The following is a 17,059-nucleotide window of genomic DNA, read 5'->3' as shown; positions in this document are numbered from 1 at the left end:
ATGTGGGTGACCGTCACGCGGGGCGGCGTCCGGGCGTCAAGCCGCTCTACTACTTCCCCACCGCCGACGGCGTGGTGTTCGGGTCGGAGCCCAAGGCCCTTCTCGCCCACCCCTCGGTGCCCCGCCGGGTCGGCCAGGACGGTCTGCGCGAGGTTCTGGAGATGGTGAAGACCCCCGAGCAGGGGATCTTCAGCGGCATGAACGAGGTGCGTCCCGGCCAGTTGGTGCGGGTCGACCGCTCGGGCCTGACGAAGCGCACGTACTGGGCGCTGGAGGCCCGCGAGCACACCGACGACCTGGCGACGACGGTGGACACGGTCCGGGGCCTGCTCGAGGACATCGTCGAGCGCCAGACCGTCTCGGACGTGCCGCTGTGCTCGCTGCTCTCGGGCGGCCTGGACTCCTCCGTGATCACCGCGCTGGCCTCGCGGGCCGGGGCGAGGGCCCCGTCCGCTCCTTCTCGGTCGACTTCGAGGAGCACGGCGCGGAGTTCGTCGTGGACCCGGTGCGCGGCTCCTCCGACACCCCGTTCGTGCACGACCTGGTCAAGCACGTGGGCGCGGATCACAGCGAGATCATCATGAACAGCAGCGAGCTGGCGGACCCCGCGCTGCGGGCCAAGGTCCTCCAGGCACTGGACCTGCCGCCCGCGTACTGGGGCGACATGTGGCCCTCCCTGTACCGCCTCTTCCAGTCGGTCAGGGAACGCTCCACCGTCGCGCTCTCCGGCGAGTCCGCCGACGAGGTGTTCGGCGGCTACCGGTGGTTCTTCGACAACGAGGCGGTCGGCGCGGACACGTTCCCCTGGCTGACCTCCGCGACGGGCAAGTACTTCGACGGCAAGTCGCTGTTCGACCCCGGTCTCATCCAGAAGCTGGACATGCCGGGCTTCCTCAGGGACAGCTACGCGCAGGCGATCTCGGAGACGCCCGAGCTGACCGGCGAGGACGCCGTCAACCGCCGTATGCGGCAGATGAGTTACGTGAACCTCACCCGCTTCGTGCAGACGCTCCTGGACCGCAAGGACCGCATGAGCATGGCGGTCGGCCTGGAGGTGCGCGTCCCGTTCTGCGACCACCGGCTCGTCGAGTACGTCTTCAACACCCCCTGGGAGATGAAGTCGTTCGACGGACGCGAGAAGAGCCTGCTGCGCGCCGCCACCAAGGACCTCCTGCCCGAGTCGATCGTGCAGCGGGTGAAGAGCCCCTACCCGACCACCCAGGACCCGGCGTACGAGCTCGGCCTGCGCGCGTCCCTCCACGAGGTGCTCGCCGACTCCTCGTCCCCGGTGCTGCCGCTGCTCGACAACGCCGCGACCAAGGCCCTGCTGGACCGTCCGGTCGGGGACATGAGCGCGCAGTACGACCGTTCGGGTCTGGAGATGGCGCTGGGACTCAACTCCTGGCTCTCCGCCTACGACATCGAACTGACCCTCTGACCTGAGGCTCCGCCTGCCGCACGGCACCCACAGCCCCGGCGCCCGCCCCCGCGCGAGCCCCCCGTCAGTCGCGGGGGCGGGCGTCGGCCGAGGTGTAGCCGCACTTCACGGCGAAGCCGAGGAGCTGGTCCAGCAGGCCGGGAAACCGTGCCTCCAGCTCCTCCAGGCGCAGCGAGTTGTAGCAGCGCGTGCCCTCGGACCGCACCCGCAGCGTGCCCGCCTCGCGCAGCACCTTGAGGTGGTGGGTCATCGTCGACTTGGCCAGGGAGCCACCGAGTTCACCCGCGGTGCGCTCGGCGCCGTCCGCGAGCGCGACGGCGATGCCCAGACGGGTGGCGTCGCTCAGCGCGAACAGCACGTCGGGCAGGCAGACGTCCTCGATCTCCGGGTGGAAGTAGTGGCGCACCCCTCAAGAATCGCACAACCGCTCACCCCACCTTCCTGCTCCCGTCCTTGCCCTCCCGTCCTTGCCGCACGTGGCCGGAATCCATCGTTCCCGTTTGCCCTGCCGCGTCCGACCGCGCAATGTACCGATGTATCAGAAGTTTCGAACAATGGGGAATCAGTGAAACTCGTCTACCTGCTCGGCCTGGGCGCCTTCGCGCTCGGGCTCGACGCCTACGTCACCGCGGGTCTGCTGCCCTCCATCGCGGCAGACTTCGACGCCACCGTCTCTTCCACCGGCCAGATGGTCACCGCCTTCACCCTGGCGTACGCCATCGCCTCCCCGATCTTCGCCACCCTGCTCTCCGCCTCTCGCGTACGCACCGGACTGCTGGCCTCCCTGGCCGTCTTCTCCCTGGCCAACGCGGGCTCGGCGCTCGCTACTTCGCTCCCCGTGCTGCTGATCACCCGCGCCTTCGCGGGCGTCGGCGCGGGTCTCTACCTCGCGCTCGCCGCGGCGGCCGCCGCCTCGCTCGTCGAGCGCGAGCGCCGGGGCCGCGCCCTCGCCGTGATCATGGGAGGCATGAGCTCGGGCACCGTCCTCGGCGTGCCCGCCGGCGTCTACATCGCCCAGCACACCAGTTGGCGCGCCACTCTGTGGCTGGTCACCGGCATCGGCGTCGTCTCCCTCGTCGGACTGCTGCTGCGACTCCCGCAGCTCCCCGCCACCGAGACGGTGAGCCTGCGCCAGCGCGCCCAGGTGGTCACCGACCCCCGTGTCGCCTCGGTCGTGGGAGTCTCCCTGCTCGCCGCCATCGCCAGCCTCGGCCTCTACACGTACTTCGTCCCGGTCATGGCCACCGGCGCGATGGGAAGCGTCGACAACATCACCCCGTACCTCTGGGCCTGGGGCATCGGCGGCGTACTCGGCAGCATCCTCATCGGATCCCTCGTCGACAAGGTCCGCCGGCCCGCCACTCTGGTCGTCGGCATCCTGGTGATCCTCACCCTCTCCCTGCTCGCCTTCCGGCTCACCGCCTCCGTCACCCCGCTGCTCGCGCTGATCCCCATCGCGGTCTGGGGCGCGGTCGGCTGGGCACTCCAGGTCCCCCAGCAGAACGACCTCCTCGCGGCGCGCGGGGAACGCGGCGGCCCGGTCGCCGTCGCCCTCAACGAGTCCGCCCTCTACCTCGGCAGCGCCATCGGCTCCGGCCTCGGCGGCGCGGCCTTCGCCTTCGGCTGGAGCGGCTCCGTACTCCCGCTCTGGGCGGCGGGCTTCGCGGCGGCCGCACTGCTGCTCCAGCTCACCGCCGTACGCGCCGCGGCGAAGAAGACCACGGCCTCCGCCGAACCGGGCACCGCGCTCGCGGCGACGTCCGCGACGTCCGCGACGGACTGAGCACACCGACGCCTCCCTCCTCACGGGGAGGCGTCGGCCGCCCTCTCCGGCCCGGGTGGTGGAATCGGTCAGACACGGGGACCTTAAAAGTCTCTGGCCTCCAGGGCCGTGCGGGTTCGAATCCCGCCCCGGGCACTGCGGACACAGTGGACAACCGAGTCGATCCACAAGCACGACCCCCACCGATTCACCGCCCCTGGTTATCCTGGGCCAACGCCATGTACGCCGAACTCGTTCTGGACATCGCCGGACTCGGCAACCGGCCCCTGTGGGCCTCGGATGGCACGACACCTTGCGCGACCGCGGCTACCCGGGAACGTCAACCAGTCCGTGAACGCCATGAACCGCCCACCCTTCGGCCGTCCCGCGCGCCTGTCTTCATACCCTCGAAGCGATGGGCGGCCTCCGTGCGGACATTCTGTCCTGGGCAAGGTCGTTGGTGCCGACGGAGGCAGAAATGATCTCGTCGGGAATCGCCGCTGCCGGGACCGCGGAGGACTCATGAACTCATGCCGCGTACTCCCTCGGCTGCGCGGCCGCGCCCGAGGCGGTGAGCACCTTGCGGGTGACGCGCTCGGCGATGGCCGCGACCAGGGTGCGCGGCCGGCGCGGCAGTAGATGGGCGGCCAGGGCGTTGCCGAGTCCGGGGGTGACATAGCCGCGGTCGCGGTCGAGTGCGCGCAGAGCGGCGCGCACAACCGGCTCCGGTGTGGTCATCGAGCCGTTGACGGCGGCCTTGCGGGTGCCGATGGCATCGAAGAAGGGCGTGTCGACCGGGCCGGGGCACAGAGTGAGCACGCGGATGCCACGCCTGCGGTACTCCTGGCGCAGGGCGAGCCCGAAGTTCAGTACGAAGCCCTTGGCCGCGCTGTAGACGGCGAAGTACGGGGACGGCTGGAAGCCCGCGGTGGAAGCGACGTTCACGACCGCGCCCGTGCCGCGCTCCAGCATGCCGGGGAGCAGGGCGTGGGTGAGGTCGACGAGTGCGACGACGTTGACCATCAGCTGGTCGTGGTCCCGGTCCGCGGCGATGTCCTCGAAGCGACCGCACGTGCCGAACCCGGCATTGTTGACCAGCAGGTCGACGCTCAGGCCACGGGCCGCGAGCCGACCGGCGACCTGCCGGGCGGCATCGGGCTCGGCGAGGTCCTGGACCAGGACGTGGGCGCGGATACCGTGCTCCGCGATCAGCCGCTCGGCGAGGGCCGTGAGCCTGTCCTCGGAGCGCGCCACCAGGATCAGATCGTGCCCGCGGGCAGCGAGCTGCGCGGCGAACTCAGCGCCGAGACCGGACGAGGCGCCAGTGATGAGCGCTGCACTGTTCACGGGAAATCTCCTTCACTCGACGATCGACTGATACAAGAGAGTACCCACTTCCCCATTAACTGCAACAACAATGACGCAGTTAATTGAGAGATGACGCACCGGTGTATCGTTTCGGATGTCAGGCAGATGAGTGGGAGGTGCCATGAGCGAGACAGCGGCACGACCGTTGCGAGCGGACGCGGAGCGCAGTGTGCGCGCCATCCTGGAGGCGGCCGAACGCGTACTCTCCGCGGATCCCGGCGCGTCGATGGAGCAGATCGCGACCGCGGCGGGAGTGGCCAGGACGACGATCCACCGGCGGTTCGCCCATCGGCAGGCACTGGTCGAGGCCCTGGCTTCGTCCGCCGCCCGCCAGCTCGCCCAAGCCGTGGAAGACGGCCGGCCCGACACCGCCCCTCCCCTTGTGGCACTGCACCGGATCACGGCCAATGTGCTCGAGGTGAAGGGCGCCTGGGCATTCGCCCTGGGGCTGCCGGCCGACCCCGACAGCGAAGCGGCCGCCGTCCACCAGGACATCGGCCGGCGGTGCATCACCGTGCTGGAACGTGCCCGGGCGGACAAGCTCATCGACGAGACAGCCGACCTCCACTGGGTACGACGGGTGTACTACTCGCTCCTCGGGGAGTCCCTGCAGGGGAGCCCGGACGACGCCGGTATCGACACCGACACCCTCGCCGCCCGCATCATCGACACCCTGCTGCACGGCGCCGGACCGCGCACCTGAACACGGCTGCGGGCGCGGCCATCGACGTACGGAAACCGCTCACCGACGGCGTTCACGCGAGAAGGCCAGGATCACCTGGCCGAGCTGCACCTGCACGTCCACCGGACGGAGCGGCGTCGGCACGTCGGGACGCGTCTCCTCGAAACAGCGGTGGCCGCCGCGCGGGAGGCGGGAAGGCGGTCGGTCGTCGCGCAGGCCGACGCGGACACACCCGGCGATCACTTCCTCGCCGCACGCGGCTTCCGCAAGGTGCTCACCTTGACATACGCCCGTCTTGCCCTGGAGAAGTGGGGCGCCGCCGAGGCTGACGCGATAGCGGCTGCCGCCGCGCGGCGACACCCCGGCTACCGGCTCGCGTCCTGGCGCGGCACCGTCCCCGGGGAACTGGCCGAGACATTCGCCGCGTCGCGCCGCGCGATGGACGACATGCCGATGGACGACACCGACTACGGCGTGGTCGTCTGGGACACCGAGCGGGTTCGGGCCGCTGCCCAGGCCATCGCCGACCGAGGGGACCTGCTGACCACGGTGGTTGCCGTCGACGAGTCCGACGGCTCGATCGCCGGCTTCTCCGAACTCGTCGTCCCGGGTGACGGCAAGGGCGACGGGACGCACTACGGCACCGGCGTCCTCCCCGAGCACCGCGGTCACGGCCTGGGCCGCTGGATGAAGGCCGAGTCGATCCACCTGGCCCGCACCAACCACCCCGATCTCGCCGGCCTGGTCACCGACACGGCGGACAGCAACACACACATGCGGCGCATCAACGACGCCTTGGGATACGCCCCCACCCACAAGGCCCTGGAGTACCAGCTCGACCTTCAATCAGCCGGCTCCTGACCGCGGGCCCGGAACACCCGGACTCGACCACGTCAACGTGCGTCAGGAAACCGGGAACCAGACCGACAGACGCTTGGCAATGACCGGTACGTCGATGTTGTCCTGCGCGACTTCCTCGACGAACGGGCCGGCAACGGAGACGGGCGGCGGTTCTGTACTGGCGCTGACGCCGTTGAACCGCAGGAAGACGCGCATGGCCAGCCAGGCAGTGCGCTTGTTGCCGTCGATCAGCGCGTGATTGCGGGCGACGGAGTGCAGCAGTGCCGCCGCCTTCTCGTGCAGCGTGGGATACAGCTCGGCTCCGAACACGTTGGTCCGGGGCCGTTCGACAGCTGACACCAGAAGTCCCATGTCACGCACGCTGTGCTCGGTACCGTTGACCGTGCGGGCGATGGCCAGGATCTCGTCGATCTGGATGTAGCGCACTTCGGTCACTTCAGGTAGTCCAGGATCTCCGCATCGCTCTCCATGAGCTCGGCCAGGACATCGTCGACCTTCAACTCGGCCCGGTTCTGGGCGTCGCGGATGGCCTCGATGGCGAGTTCCTGCTTGCTGCGGCCCTCACGACGAGCCCGTTCGGTGAGCTTCGCGTCAAGGTCGTCGGGGAGTCGGAGTGTCATCGCCATACAGCAATGATACCGGCCTGGTATCTAGGTAGCGAGCTGATACCACCTACTCGCGCCGCCGCCGGGGTGCAGCAGGATGCCCATACCGGCGGAGTCCCTGTCCCCGTGCCGACGGTCAGGTCAGCACGGTCAGACGCCCTTGTTCGCAGGCTCCAGGATCGCCACACACTCCACATGATGCGTCATCGGAAACAGATCGAACACCCGCAACATCCGCACCCGATATCCCCCGTCCCGGAAGTACCCCAGATCCCGGGCCAGCGCAGCGGGATCGCACGCCACGTACGCGATACGACGCGCCCCCAGGGACGCGAGGTGCTGCACCGTCTTCCGCCCCGCCCCCGCGCGCGGCGGGTCGAGGACGATGAGGTCGACCTCGTCGATGCCGGTGCGCGGCAGGACGGCCTCGACCTTGCCCTGTTCGATGCGGACGCGGTCGAAGCCGGCGAGGTTGTGACGGGCGTCCTCGACGGCGCGCTTGCCGGACTCGATGCCGAGTACCGCGCCCTTGTCGCCGACGCGGTCGGCCAGGGCGCCGGCGAAGAGGCCGACGCCGCAGTACAGGTCGAGGGCCATGTCGCCCTTGCGCGGGAGCAGGCCCTGCATGACCGCGAGGACCAGGGTGTCGGCGGCCTTGGGGTGGACCTGCCAGAAGCCGCCGGAGCCGACCCGGTAGGTGCGGCCGTCCGCGCGCTCGCGGACGAAGGGGCGGCCGTGGACGCGGTGGACGCCGCCGTCCTTCTCCTCCACGCGCATGACCGACACCGGGCGGTCCAGCTCGACGATGGGGAGCCTCGCACCCGGGCGGGGAGTCAGGATGACCTGCCGGTCCTGCGAGCCGCTCGCCGCGATCGCCTCGACCGACTCCATGCCGATCCAGTCGCGCTGCTCGATCCCCAGCTCGCTGACGCCCTCGGCGGCGATCATGCAGTGGTCGATCGGTTCGACCTCGTGCGAGCGGTGCTTGCGCAGGCCCGCGTTGCCCTCGGCGTCCACGGCGTACTGCACGCGCGTGCGCCACGACGGGACCTGGCCGGCGGGCAGCTTGTCGCCCTCGGCCGGCATCACCGTGCCGTCCCAGCCGGCCTCCTCGGGCGTGAGGCCCGAGAGCCGCTTGAGCTGCTCGGTGACGACCTCGCCCTTCAGGCGGCGCTGCGCTCCGGGCTTGGCGTGCTGCCAGTCACAGCCGCCGCAGCGGCCGGGGCCGGCGAAGGGGCACGGTGCCTCGATGCGGTCCTTGGAAGCGTCCAGGATCTCGACCGCGTCCGCGCGGAGGAAGCGGGCGCCCTCCTCGCCCTCGGTCACCCGGGCCACGACGCGCTCGCCGGGCAGCGTGTGCCGGACGAACAGCACCTGCCCCTCGGACGTACGGGCGATGCAGTGGCCGCCGTGGGCGACGGGGCCGATCTCGACCTCGTACTCCTGGCCCACCAGCGAGACCGCCTGGGACTCCGCCTGCGATTTCTTCGGTTCTGCCTGCATGGCGGGGTGACTCCAGAGAACGGACGACGAGAGACGGACGTCGGCAGACGAACGTCAAAGGACAACAGCCGTCCAGTCTACGTCGACGACGAGGACTCCTTCGCCCGGTCGTGCTGGGCCGGACCGCGCCGGACCGCACCTGGCGCGTTCCAGTCCTGCCGCTTGCGGGCCCGGCGCTTGGCGGCCTCGGAGGACTGCAGCTGGTAGGGGACGGAGGTGACCATAACCCCGGGGGTGAACAACAGCCGCCCCTTGAGACGCAGGGCGCTCTGGTTGTGCAGCAGGTGCTCGTACCAGTGGCCGACCACGTACTCCGGGATGATCACGGAGACCGCGTCGCGCGGGGACTCCTTGCGCAGGCTCTTGACGTACTCGATGACCGGCCGCGTGATCTCGCGGTACGGCGAGTCCAGCACCTTCAGCGGTACGGCGATGCCGCGCCGCTCCCACTCGTCGCGCAGCGCCTTCGTCTCCGCCGGGTCGACGTTGACGCTGAGCGCCTCCAGGGTGTCGGAGCGCATGAGCTTGGCGTAGGCGAGGGCGCGCAGGGTGGGGCGGTGGATCTTGGAGATGAGGACGACGGAGTGGACGCGGGAGGGGCGCACCATGTCGTCGCTCTGCGCATCCGGGTCCTCGGGGGCGGCGATCTCCTCGGCGACGCGGTCGTAGTGCTTGCGGATCGCCGTCATCGTGGCGAAGAAGATGCACATGCCGAGCAGGGCGACCCACGCTCCGTGCGTGAACTTCGTGGCGAGTACGACGACCAGCACCAGGCCGGTGAAGAAGGCGCCGAAGGCGTTGATCGCGCGGGAGCGGTGCATGCGGCGGCGCTTGGCCGGGTCCCGCTCCGTGGCCAGGTGGCGGTTCCAGTGGCGGACCATGCCGATCTGGCTGAGCGTGAAGGACACGAAGACGCCGACGATGTAGAGCTGGATGAGGCGGGTCGAGTCGGCGCCGTAGATGAAGACCAGGAGCATCGCCGCGCCGGCGAGGAGCACGATGCCGTTCGAGAAGGCCAGGCGGTCGCCGCGGGTGTGCAGCTGGCGCGGCAGGTAGCGGTCCTGGGCAAGGATCGAGCCGAGCAGCGGGAAGCCGTTGTACGCGGTGTTCGCGGCGAGGAAGAGGACGAGCGCGGTGGCGGCGGCCAGGACGATGAAGAGGAAGCTGCCCTCGCCGAAGACCGCCTCGGCGACCTGCGAGATCACCGGGTGCTGGACGTAGTCCGAGCCGAGCGCGACGCCGTTGTGGAAGAGGTCGGTGGCCGGGTTCTCCGACATGCGGACGTCGGTCGCGGCGGCCAGCGCGATGATGCCGCAGAACATGGTGACGGCGAGCAGGCCCATCAGCGCGAGGGTGTTGCCCGCGTTCTTCGACTTGGGCTTGCGGAAGGCCGGGACGCCGTTGGAGATGGCCTCGACGCCGGTGAGGGCGGCGCAGCCGGAGGAGAAGGCGCGCAGCAGGAGGAAGACCAGGGCGAAGCCGGCCAGGCCGCCGTGTTCCGGTTTGATCTCGTAGTCCGCCGTCGGGGCGCGCATGGTGTCGTCCAGTACCAGGCCTCGGAAGGCCCCCCACGCGATCATGATGAAGACGCCCGTGACGAAGACGTAGGTCGGAATCGCGAACAGGGTGCCCGACTCCCTGACCCCGCGCAGGTTCATCAGCGTCAGCAGCAGGATCACGGCGACCGCGCAGAGGACCTTGTGCTCGACGACGAAGGGGATCGCGGAGCCGAGGTTCTCGATGCCGGAGGAGATGGAGACGGCGACGGTCAGGACGTAGTCCACCAGCAGCGCGCTCGCCACCGTCAGGCCCGCCTTGGGGCCGAGGTTGGTGTTCGCGACCTCGTAGTCGCCGCCGCCGCTCGGGTAGGCGTGCACGTTCTGCCGGTAGGAGGCGACCACCGTGAACATCAGCACGACGACCGCGACCGCGATCCAGGGACTGAAGTGGTACGCCGACACGCCCGCGATGGACAGGACCAGCAGCACCTCGCCCGGCGCGTACGCCACGGAGGAGAGCGGGTCGGAGGCGAAGACGGGTAGGGCAATGCGCTTCGGCAGGAGCGTTTCCCCCAGCCGGTCACTGCGCAGTGCGCGCCCGATCAGGATCCGCTTGGGCACGTCGGTCAGTTTGGACACAACAGAGGATCGTAAGCGTTCGAACGGGCGCCCGCCCACCCGCCACCCCCGATCGGCCCGCCGTCTGCTCTACGGGTGAATTCGGCGGGTGGTCCGGCTGCGGATTCCGCAGGCCGCCGGGTTCCCATGCCTATATGACAAGCACCGTCCGATTGCCGGCCGATTGCCGTTCGCTTCCCGGCCGTTGCCGCCCCTGGAGGTCCCATGCACCTGAGCGCAGAGCTGATCGGCGGCGCCGCCACGCTCGTCGGCCTCGGAATCCTGACCCGCGCCAGCATCCGCAGCATCGGCCGGCGGGGGTCGTCGGCCGGGGGGTGAGACGGCCCCTGCGGGCGCTGGAGGCTTGCCGATACGTTGGGTGCGGGCAGGGGGACCCGGCTTCCCGGACGGGGAATCCGGCTTCCCGGGGCCCCGAGAGGCGTCAGCGTCGGTACTCACCGGCATGATGTTCCCCTGCGGCCCGCACACTGGCCGCGACGTGTCGCCAGGCGAGCCGAAAGAGAGACATGAGCAGGACATCCACAGAGGCCGGCGGGCCCGCAGAAAGCGGGGTGTGAGGCGATGCACATCGTCATCATGGGCTGCGGGCGCGTGGGCTCGGCCCTCGCGCAGACCCTGGAGCAGCAAGGGCACACGGTCGCCGTGATCGACCAGGACCCCACCGCGTTCCGTCGCCTCGGTTCCACGTTCGGCGGCCGTCGGGTCACCGGTATCGGTTTCGACCAGGACACCCTGCGCGAGGCGGGCGTCGAGGAGGCCGGTGCCTTCGCCGCCGTCTCCAGCGGTGACAACTCGAACATCATCGCTGCCCGCGTGGCCCGCGAGATGTTCGGCGTGGAGAACGTCGCCGCCCGTATCTACGACCCCCGCCGCGCCGAGGTCTACCAGCGCCTGGGCATCCCCACGGTCGCCACCGTCCGCTGGACGGCCGACCAGATGCTGCGCAGGCTGCTCCCCTCGGGCGCCGAGCCGTTGTGGCGCGACCCCACCGGCGGCGTCCAGCTCGCCGAGGTGCACACCTCGGCGTCCTGGGTCGGCCACAAGATCAGCCGGCTCCAGGAGGAGACCGGTGTGCGGGTGGCGTTCCTCACCCGGCTCGGGGAGGCCATCCTGCCCACCTCGCAGACGGTGTTGCAGGAGGGTGACCTGGTGCACGTGATGATGCGCGCCGACGAGGTTCACAAGGTCGAGGCGTCGTTCGCCAAGGGTCCCGAAGAGGAGGGCGGTCACTGATGAGGGTCGCCATTGCCGGAGCCGGTGCGGTCGGCCGCTCGATCGCGGGCGAACTGCTGGAGAACGGCCACGAGGTCCTGCTCATCGACAAGGCGCCGACCGCCATCTCGGTCGAGCGCGTCCCGATGGCTGAGTGGCTGCTCGCCGACGCGTGCGAGATCACGTCCCTGGACGAGGCGGCGCTCCAGCGCTGCAACGTCGTCATCGCCGCGACGGGCGACGACAAGGTCAACCTGGTCGTCTCCCTGCTGGCCAAGACGGAGTACGGCGTTCCGCGCGTCGTCGCCCGGGTGAACAACCCGAAGAACGAGTGGCTGTTCAACGAGTCCTGGGGCGTGGACGTCGCCGTCTCCACCCCGCGACTGATGTCGGCCCTGGTCGAGGAGGCGGTGAGCGTCGGTGACCTGGTCCGGCTGCTGCGCTTCAGCCACGGCGACGCCAACCTGGTGGAGCTGACGCTGCCGGAGGAGTCGGCCCTGGCCGGCATCCAGGTCGGCGACGTGGAGTGGCCCGAGGACACCTCGCTGGTCACGATCATCCGCGGCACCCGGGTGCTGACACCGTCCCGGGAGGACTCGCTGGAGGCGGGCGACGAGCTGCTGTTCGTGGCGGCCCAGGCCCGCGAGGAGCAGCTGGAGGACCTGCTGTCGGCGCGGAAGGGCAGTACGGCGCGCTGACCGACGCACGGCCCGCGACACGAGGGTGGGGCGCCCGGAGATCTCCGGGCGCCCCACCGTCGTATGCCGTCGGTGCCGTCGGCGCCGTCGTATGCCGTCAGCGCGCCGTCGGTGCTTGGGGCGCGTCAGCCTTCGGGTTCGTCGGCTCCCGGGTGCCGTCAGCCCTTGCGGTGCCTGCCGCCGGGCGTCTGGTCCAGGGTGTCCTCGCCCCGGGCCTCGCGCTCGGCCTTCTCGCGCTCCGCCCTCTCCTCCTCGGCCTTCTCCGCCGCCTCCATCTCCGCGAACACGTCGATGGGGGCCGGCGCCTTCGCCAGGAACACCCAGGTCAGCCACACGGCGAGCAGGAACGGCGGGATCTTCAGGGTGACCAGGACCCAGCCGAGCTGCTCGGTGTCCGCCCACCAGTACAGCGGGAAGAGGATGGCGCTCTTGCCGAGCAGGATCAGGCCCCAGGCGTAGCTGGCCTTGGTGTACGCCTTCTTGCGGCCCGGGTTGCGGGTGCGCCAGGAGAGGTTCTCCTTGAAGACCGGGCCGAGGATCAGGCCGATCAGCGGCACCCCGGCCAGCGAGGTGACGATGTACGCCATGGCCAGGCCCAGGGTGTAGAGCATGCCCGGCAGATAGAAGTTCTTGGCGTTGTCGGTCATCATCGCGAAGACCACGCCGAAGGCGACGCCGAAGACCCCGCTGAAGGCGTGCTTGACGGTGTCCTTCATCGCCAGCCGGACCACGACCAGCACCAGCGACACGGCGAGCGCCGCGATCGCGGACATGTGCAGGTCGTTGTTGAGGGTGAAGATGGTGACGAAGAGCAGGCCCGGCAGCACCGTCTCGACCATGCCCCGCACGCCGCCGAACGCCTCGAACAGCGCGGCCTCCGTCACCGCCCGGGCGTCGTCGGCTTCCGTGTCTTGGGTGTCTTCGGTCGGCTTGTCGAGCGACGTCACCGGCTACTCCCGTCCGAGGGGTCTCAGTTCGTATTTCGGGTTGAAGAGCACCCGGCGGCCCCGGCTCATCGAGATCCGGCCCGATGCGATGAGCTTGCGCCCCGGCTCTATGCCCACGATGGAGCGTCTGCCCAGCCACACCACGTCCAGGGCGGCGGAACCGTCGAACAGCTCGGCCTCCAGGGCCGGGACGCCCGCACGCGGTCGCAGGGTGACCGTGCGCAAGGTACCAGTAACCGACACGATCTGCCGGTCCTGACAATCGCAGATACGGGTGCAGCCGGCGGTGTCGGCGTCCTCGCGCAGTTCCTCGGACTCCAGGTCCTCCTGCGACGAGGAGAGCCGGTCGAACATGCGCCGGAACCGGCCCACCGGCTTGTCGGAACGCGGAGCAGCACTCATATCTGAAGCGTACCGGGGCGCGCCGACAGCCAGACACCCTCTCCGGCCCGGTATAGCGAGGCTCACTTCCCACTCACTTCCCGCTCACTTCTCGAAGCGGTACCCCATGCCTGGCTCCGTGATGAAGTGCCGCGGGTGCGCCGGGTCCGCCTCCAGCTTGCGGCGCAGCTGCGCCATGTAGACCCGGAGGTAGTTCGTCTCCGTCCCGTACGACGGCCCCCACACCTCCTGCAGCAGCTGCTTCTGGCTGACCAGGCGTCCGGTGTTGCGCACCAGCACCTCCAGCAGATGCCACTCGGTGGGGGTGAGCCGTACGTCCTTCCCGCCCCGGTTCACCTTCTTCGCGGCCAGGTCGACGGTGAACTCCGCGGTGTCCACGACCACGTCGTCCTCGCCGCCCGGGACCGGCTCGGCCCGGCGCACGGCGGCGCGCAGCCGGGCCAGCAGTTCGTCCATGCCGAAGGGTTTGGTGACGTAGTCGTCGGCACCCGCGTCGAGCGCCTCGACCTTCTCGTCGGAGGAGTGCCGGGCGGACAGCACCAGGATCGGTACCCGGGTCCAGCCGCGCAGCCCTCGGATCACCTCGACGCCGTCCATGTCGGGCAGTCCCAGGTCCAGCACCACGACGTCGGGATGGCGGGCCGCGGCGAGCTGGAGGGCGGCGGCACCGTCGTGGGCGGCGTCGACCTCGTAGTGCCGGGCCTTGAGGTTGATCACGAGGGCACGCACGATCTGCGGTTCGTCGTCGATCACGAGCACCCTCGTGGGGGTCCGGGGGTCTCCCCCGGTCAGGCTCGGCATCGGGCGGCCTGCCTTTCTGCTGTCGTGAGGTGGTCGGCGCGGGCGGGCGTTCCCGCCGCGCGGAGGGTGAGCACCATGGTGAGACCGCCGCCGGGGGTGTCCTCGGCGTTGAGGGTGCCGCCCATCGCCTCGGCGAAGCCCCGGGCCACGGCCAGGCCGAGCCCCACACCGGCGCCGCGCGGGGCGTCGCCGTAGCGCTGGAAGGGCTCGAAGATGCGGTCCTTGGCCTCGTCCGGCACGCCCGGCCCCCGGTCGACGACCCGCACCTCGACGCGGTCCGCGAGGGCGCTGGCGGCGACCAGGACGGTGCGACCGGCGGGGCTGTACTTGACGGCGTTCTCCACCAGGTTGGCCATCGACCGCTCCAGGAGCCCGGCGTCGACGGCGACCATGGGCAGCGTCTCGGGGATGTCCAGTTCGACGCTTCCCTCGGGCACCCCGCCCAGCGCCATCGGCACCACCTCGTCGACGTCGATCTCGCGGATCAGCGGCGTGACCGTACCGGTCTGGAGGCGGGACATGTCGAGCAGATTGCCGACGAGGTGGTCGAGGCGGTCGGCGCCCTCCTCGATGCCCTCCAGGAGCTCCGCCTCGTCCTCCTCCGACCACGCCACGTCGTCGGACCTGAGGCTGGTGACCGCCGCCTTGATCCCGGCCAGCGGGGTACGGAGGTCGTGGCTGACGGCGGCGAGCAGCGCCGTGCGGATGCGGTTGCCCTCGGCGAGCGCGCGGGCGCGGTCGGCCTCCTCGCGCAGGCGCCGCCGGTCCAGGACGACGGCGGCCTGGGCGGCGAAGGCGGCCAGTACCCGGCGGTCCTCGGCAGGCAGGACCCGGCCGCTCAGCGCGAGGGCCATGTGGTCCCCGACCGGAATGTCCACGTCCGCGTCCTCCGGGCGCCGCACCGGCGGCCCCGCCCCGGCGCGGCCGGCGCAGGTCCAGGGCGCCACGTCGCCCTCGCGCTCCAGCAGGGCGGCCGACTCCATGCCGAAGGTCTCGCGGACCCGTTCCAGGAGGGCCTCCAGGCTGGTCTCGCCGCGCAGGACGTTGCCCGCGAGGAAGGAGAGGATCTCGGACTCGGCGCGCAGCCGGGCGGCCTGGTGGGTGCGGCGGGCGGCGACGTCGACGACCGAGGCCACGGAGAGCGCGACGCCGACGAATATGGCGAGCGCGAGGATGTTCTTCGGGTCCGCGATGGTGATCCGGTTGACCGGAGGCGTGAAGAACCAGTTCAGCAGCACGGATCCGACCGCCGCCGAGGCGAGTGCCGGGTACAGCCCGCCCAGCAGGGCGGCCGCCACGGTCAGCGTCAGGTAGAGCAGGACGTCGTTGGCGAGCCCGAGGTGAACGGTGTTCAGCAGCAGCGTCAGCAGCACCGGCCCGCCGAGGCCCGCGAGCCAGCCCCAGACGATCCGGGAGCGGCCGAGCCGCGCTCCCCTGGCCACCGGCAGTCCGCGGCCCTTGGCGACCTCCTCGTGGGTCACGATGTGGACGTCCAGGTCGGGGCCGGACTCGCGGGCGACCGTGGCACCGACGCCGGGGCCGAAGACGTACTGCCAGGCCTTGCGGCGCGAGGAGCCGAGGATGATCTGGGTGGCGTTGACGCCGCGCGCGAAGTCGAGCAGGGCGGCCGGTATGTCCTCGCCGAGCACGTGGTGGAAGGTGCCGCCGAGGTCCTCCACCAGGGTGCGCTGCACCGCCAGCTCCTTCGGGGAGGCCGAGGTCAGCCCGTCGCTGCGGGCTATGTAGACGGCGAGCACCTCGCCGCCGGCGCCCTTCTCCGCGAGGCGCGCGGCCCTCCGTATCAGCGTCCTGCCCTCGGGGCCGCCGGTCAGGCCGACCACGATGCGCTCGCGCGAGCCCCAGATCTTCGACACGCGGTGTTCGCTGCGGTACTGCTGCAGGTACTCGTCGACCCGGTCCGCCACCCACAGCAGCGCGAGTTCGCGCAGGGCGGTGAGGTTGCCGGGGCGGAAGTAGTTGGACAGGGCCGCGTCGACCTTGTCCGACTGGTAGATGTTGCCGTGGGCCATGCGCCGGCGCAGTGCCTGCGGTGACATGTCGACCAGTTCGATCTGGTCCGCGCGCCGTACCACCTCGTCCGGCACGGTCTCCTGCTGTCTCACGCCGGTGATCGACTCGACGACGTCGCCGAGTGACTCCAGGTGCTGGATGTTGACGGTCGAGACCACGTCGATCCCGGCGGCCAGCAGCTCCTCGACGTCCTGCCACCGCTTGGCGTTGCGGGCGCCGGGGACGTTGGTGTGGGCGAGCTCGTCCACCAGGGCCACCCGGGGGGCCCTGGCCAGCACCGCGTCCAGGTCCAGCTCCGTGAAGACCGCGCCGCGGTGCTCCAGCTCCCGGCGCGGCACCTGCTCCAGGCCGTGCAGCAGCACCTCGGTGCGCGATCTGCCGTGGTGCTCCACGAAGGCCACGACGCAGTCGGTGCCCCGCTCCGTGCGGCGGTGCGCCTCGGACAGCATGGCGTACGTCTTGCCGACGCCCGGCGCCGCGCCGAGGTAGATCCGAAGCTTGCCGCGTCCCATGGCCTCATTGTCTTCCGGTCGACGCTGATTGCGCAGCGTCGACCTTACGGCGAGCAATCCCGACAAATCGGGGCGGGGTACGGGGTGGGGTCGCTCTTT

At 70.4% G+C, this 17,059-nt stretch carries 16 protein-coding genes, 1 tRNA gene and 1 pseudogene; 8 read left to right on the top strand and 10 right to left on the bottom strand.

Annotation, left to right across the window (positions count from 1 at the left end; genetic code table 11):
- Positions 1 to 2 precede the first annotated feature (2 nt).
- Positions 3 to 584 (top strand): asparagine synthase-related protein, encoded by a 582-nt coding sequence (locus ACFCZF_RS08050; RefSeq protein ID WP_376670931.1) that lies wholly within the window; start codon positions 3 to 5, stop codon positions 582 to 584.
- On the top strand, positions 497 to 1,438 hold the full coding sequence (locus tag ACFCZF_RS08045) for an asparagine synthetase B family protein (protein WP_376670930.1): 942 nt from the start codon (positions 497 to 499) through the stop codon (positions 1,436 to 1,438). Before ACFCZF_RS08050 ends, ACFCZF_RS08045 begins: the two co-directional genes overlap by 88 nt.
- 64 nt (positions 1,439 to 1,502) lie before the next feature.
- Here the strand turns inward: ACFCZF_RS08045 and ACFCZF_RS08040 are convergent, their stop codons facing one another.
- Positions 1,503 to 1,844, bottom strand: coding sequence for an ArsR/SmtB family transcription factor (locus tag ACFCZF_RS08040; protein WP_376670929.1), 342 nt, complete (start codon positions 1,842 to 1,844; stop codon positions 1,503 to 1,505).
- Positions 1,845 to 2,003: 159 nt separating this feature from the next.
- On the opposite strand from ACFCZF_RS08040, the gene ACFCZF_RS08035 reads away from it, so the two are divergent.
- Both ACFCZF_RS08035 and ACFCZF_RS08030 read left to right on the top strand, forming a co-directional pair.
- Positions 2,004 to 3,221 (top strand): MFS transporter, encoded by a 1,218-nt coding sequence (locus tag ACFCZF_RS08035; protein WP_376670928.1) that lies wholly within the window; start codon positions 2,004 to 2,006, stop codon positions 3,219 to 3,221.
- 49 nt (positions 3,222 to 3,270) lie between these two features.
- Positions 3,271 to 3,356: transfer RNA gene (locus tag ACFCZF_RS08030), tRNA-Leu, on the top strand.
- 372 nt (positions 3,357 to 3,728) lie between these two features.
- Here the strand turns inward: ACFCZF_RS08030 and ACFCZF_RS08025 are convergent.
- Positions 3,729 to 4,547 (bottom strand): SDR family NAD(P)-dependent oxidoreductase, encoded by an 819-nt coding sequence (locus tag ACFCZF_RS08025; protein ID WP_376670927.1) that lies wholly within the window; start codon positions 4,545 to 4,547, stop codon positions 3,729 to 3,731.
- Between the two features lie 142 nt (positions 4,548 to 4,689).
- Between ACFCZF_RS08025 and ACFCZF_RS08020 the strand changes: the two genes are divergently transcribed.
- Positions 4,690 to 5,271, top strand: coding sequence for a TetR/AcrR family transcriptional regulator (locus ACFCZF_RS08020; protein ID WP_376670926.1), 582 nt, complete (start codon positions 4,690 to 4,692; stop codon positions 5,269 to 5,271).
- Positions 5,272 to 5,322: 51 nt separating this feature from the next.
- Positions 5,323 to 6,111: pseudogene (locus ACFCZF_RS08015) on the top strand (GNAT family N-acetyltransferase); the annotation flags it as partial.
- A gap of 42 nt (positions 6,112 to 6,153) precedes the next feature.
- Here the strand turns inward: ACFCZF_RS08015 and ACFCZF_RS08010 are convergent.
- The 4 genes from ACFCZF_RS08010 to ACFCZF_RS07995 all read right to left on the bottom strand — a co-directional run bounded on the left by ACFCZF_RS08010 (position 6,154) and on the right by ACFCZF_RS07995 (position 10,357).
- Positions 6,154 to 6,546, bottom strand: coding sequence for a type II toxin-antitoxin system death-on-curing family toxin (locus tag ACFCZF_RS08010; RefSeq protein WP_376670925.1), 393 nt, complete (start codon positions 6,544 to 6,546; stop codon positions 6,154 to 6,156).
- Positions 6,543 to 6,737: a ribbon-helix-helix protein, CopG family gene (locus tag ACFCZF_RS08005; protein ID WP_307058058.1), complete on the bottom strand. Its 195-nt coding sequence runs from the start codon at positions 6,735 to 6,737 to the stop codon at positions 6,543 to 6,545. The genes ACFCZF_RS08010 and ACFCZF_RS08005 overlap by 4 nt, the downstream gene beginning before the upstream one ends.
- 129 nt (positions 6,738 to 6,866) lie before the next feature.
- Complete coding sequence (locus tag ACFCZF_RS08000) at positions 6,867 to 8,219, bottom strand: class I SAM-dependent RNA methyltransferase (protein WP_376670924.1); 1,353 nt, start codon at positions 8,217 to 8,219, stop codon at positions 6,867 to 6,869.
- A 77-nt stretch (positions 8,220 to 8,296) separates the two neighbouring features.
- Positions 8,297 to 10,357: an APC family permease gene (locus tag ACFCZF_RS07995; RefSeq protein WP_376670923.1), complete on the bottom strand. Its 2,061-nt coding sequence runs from the start codon at positions 10,355 to 10,357 to the stop codon at positions 8,297 to 8,299.
- A 561-nt stretch (positions 10,358 to 10,918) separates the two neighbouring features.
- Between ACFCZF_RS07995 and ACFCZF_RS07990 the strand changes: the two genes are divergently transcribed.
- Positions 10,919 to 11,590: a TrkA family potassium uptake protein gene (locus tag ACFCZF_RS07990; RefSeq protein ID WP_121749678.1), complete on the top strand. Its 672-nt coding sequence runs from the start codon at positions 10,919 to 10,921 to the stop codon at positions 11,588 to 11,590.
- Entirely contained in the window at positions 11,590 to 12,267 is a 678-nt protein-coding gene (locus ACFCZF_RS07985) for a potassium channel family protein (RefSeq protein WP_375925177.1), read from the top strand. Before ACFCZF_RS07990 ends, ACFCZF_RS07985 begins: the two co-directional genes overlap by 1 nt.
- A 158-nt stretch (positions 12,268 to 12,425) precedes the next feature.
- Here the strand turns inward: ACFCZF_RS07985 and ACFCZF_RS07980 are convergent, their stop codons facing one another.
- The 4 genes from ACFCZF_RS07980 to ACFCZF_RS07965 all read right to left on the bottom strand — a co-directional run bounded on the left by ACFCZF_RS07980 (position 12,426) and on the right by ACFCZF_RS07965 (position 16,960).
- Positions 12,426 to 13,214, bottom strand: a complete 789-nt coding sequence (locus ACFCZF_RS07980; RefSeq protein WP_376670922.1) for a DUF3159 domain-containing protein — start codon at positions 13,212 to 13,214, stop codon at positions 12,426 to 12,428.
- A 3-nt stretch (positions 13,215 to 13,217) separates the two neighbouring features.
- Positions 13,218 to 13,616: an OB-fold nucleic acid binding domain-containing protein gene (locus ACFCZF_RS07975; protein WP_073731801.1), complete on the bottom strand. Its 399-nt coding sequence runs from the start codon at positions 13,614 to 13,616 to the stop codon at positions 13,218 to 13,220.
- An 84-nt stretch (positions 13,617 to 13,700) separates the two neighbouring features.
- Entirely contained in the window at positions 13,701 to 14,417 is a 717-nt protein-coding gene (locus ACFCZF_RS07970; RefSeq protein ID WP_375923740.1) for a response regulator, read from the bottom strand.
- The gene (locus tag ACFCZF_RS07965) at positions 14,405 to 16,960 is read right to left on the bottom strand and encodes an ATP-binding protein (protein ID WP_376670921.1); all 2,556 of its coding nucleotides are present in this window, start codon (positions 16,958 to 16,960) and stop codon (positions 14,405 to 14,407) included. The genes ACFCZF_RS07970 and ACFCZF_RS07965 overlap by 13 nt, the downstream gene beginning before the upstream one ends.
- Positions 16,961 to 17,059 lie beyond the last annotated feature (99 nt).

The organism is Streptomyces sp. NPDC056296, assembly GCF_042268605.1.
GTDB lineage: Bacteria > Actinomycetota > Actinomycetes > Streptomycetales > Streptomycetaceae > Streptomyces.
Note: the sequence above shows the minus strand (reverse complement) of the source record. Positions and strands in the feature narration are given on the sequence as shown.

Coding starts and splice junctions, on each gene's coding strand:
- ACFCZF_RS07985 (WP_375925177.1), top strand. CDS start 11,590: ATGAGGGTCGCCATTGCCGGAGCCGGTGCGGTCGGCCGCTCGATCGCG.
- ACFCZF_RS07975 (WP_073731801.1), bottom strand. CDS start 13,616: ATGAGTGCTGCTCCGCGTTCCGACAAGCCGGTGGGCCGGTTCCGGCGC.
- ACFCZF_RS08020 (WP_376670926.1), top strand. CDS start 4,690: ATGAGCGAGACAGCGGCACGACCGTTGCGAGCGGACGCGGAGCGCAGT.
- ACFCZF_RS08005 (WP_307058058.1), bottom strand. CDS start 6,737: ATGGCGATGACACTCCGACTCCCCGACGACCTTGACGCGAAGCTCACC.
- ACFCZF_RS08000 (WP_376670924.1), bottom strand. CDS start 8,219: ATGCAGGCAGAACCGAAGAAATCGCAGGCGGAGTCCCAGGCGGTCTCG.
- ACFCZF_RS07965 (WP_376670921.1), bottom strand. CDS start 16,960: ATGGGACGCGGCAAGCTTCGGATCTACCTCGGCGCGGCGCCGGGCGTC.
- ACFCZF_RS07970 (WP_375923740.1), bottom strand. CDS start 14,417: ATGCCGAGCCTGACCGGGGGAGACCCCCGGACCCCCACGAGGGTGCTC.
- ACFCZF_RS07990 (WP_121749678.1), top strand. CDS start 10,919: ATGCACATCGTCATCATGGGCTGCGGGCGCGTGGGCTCGGCCCTCGCG.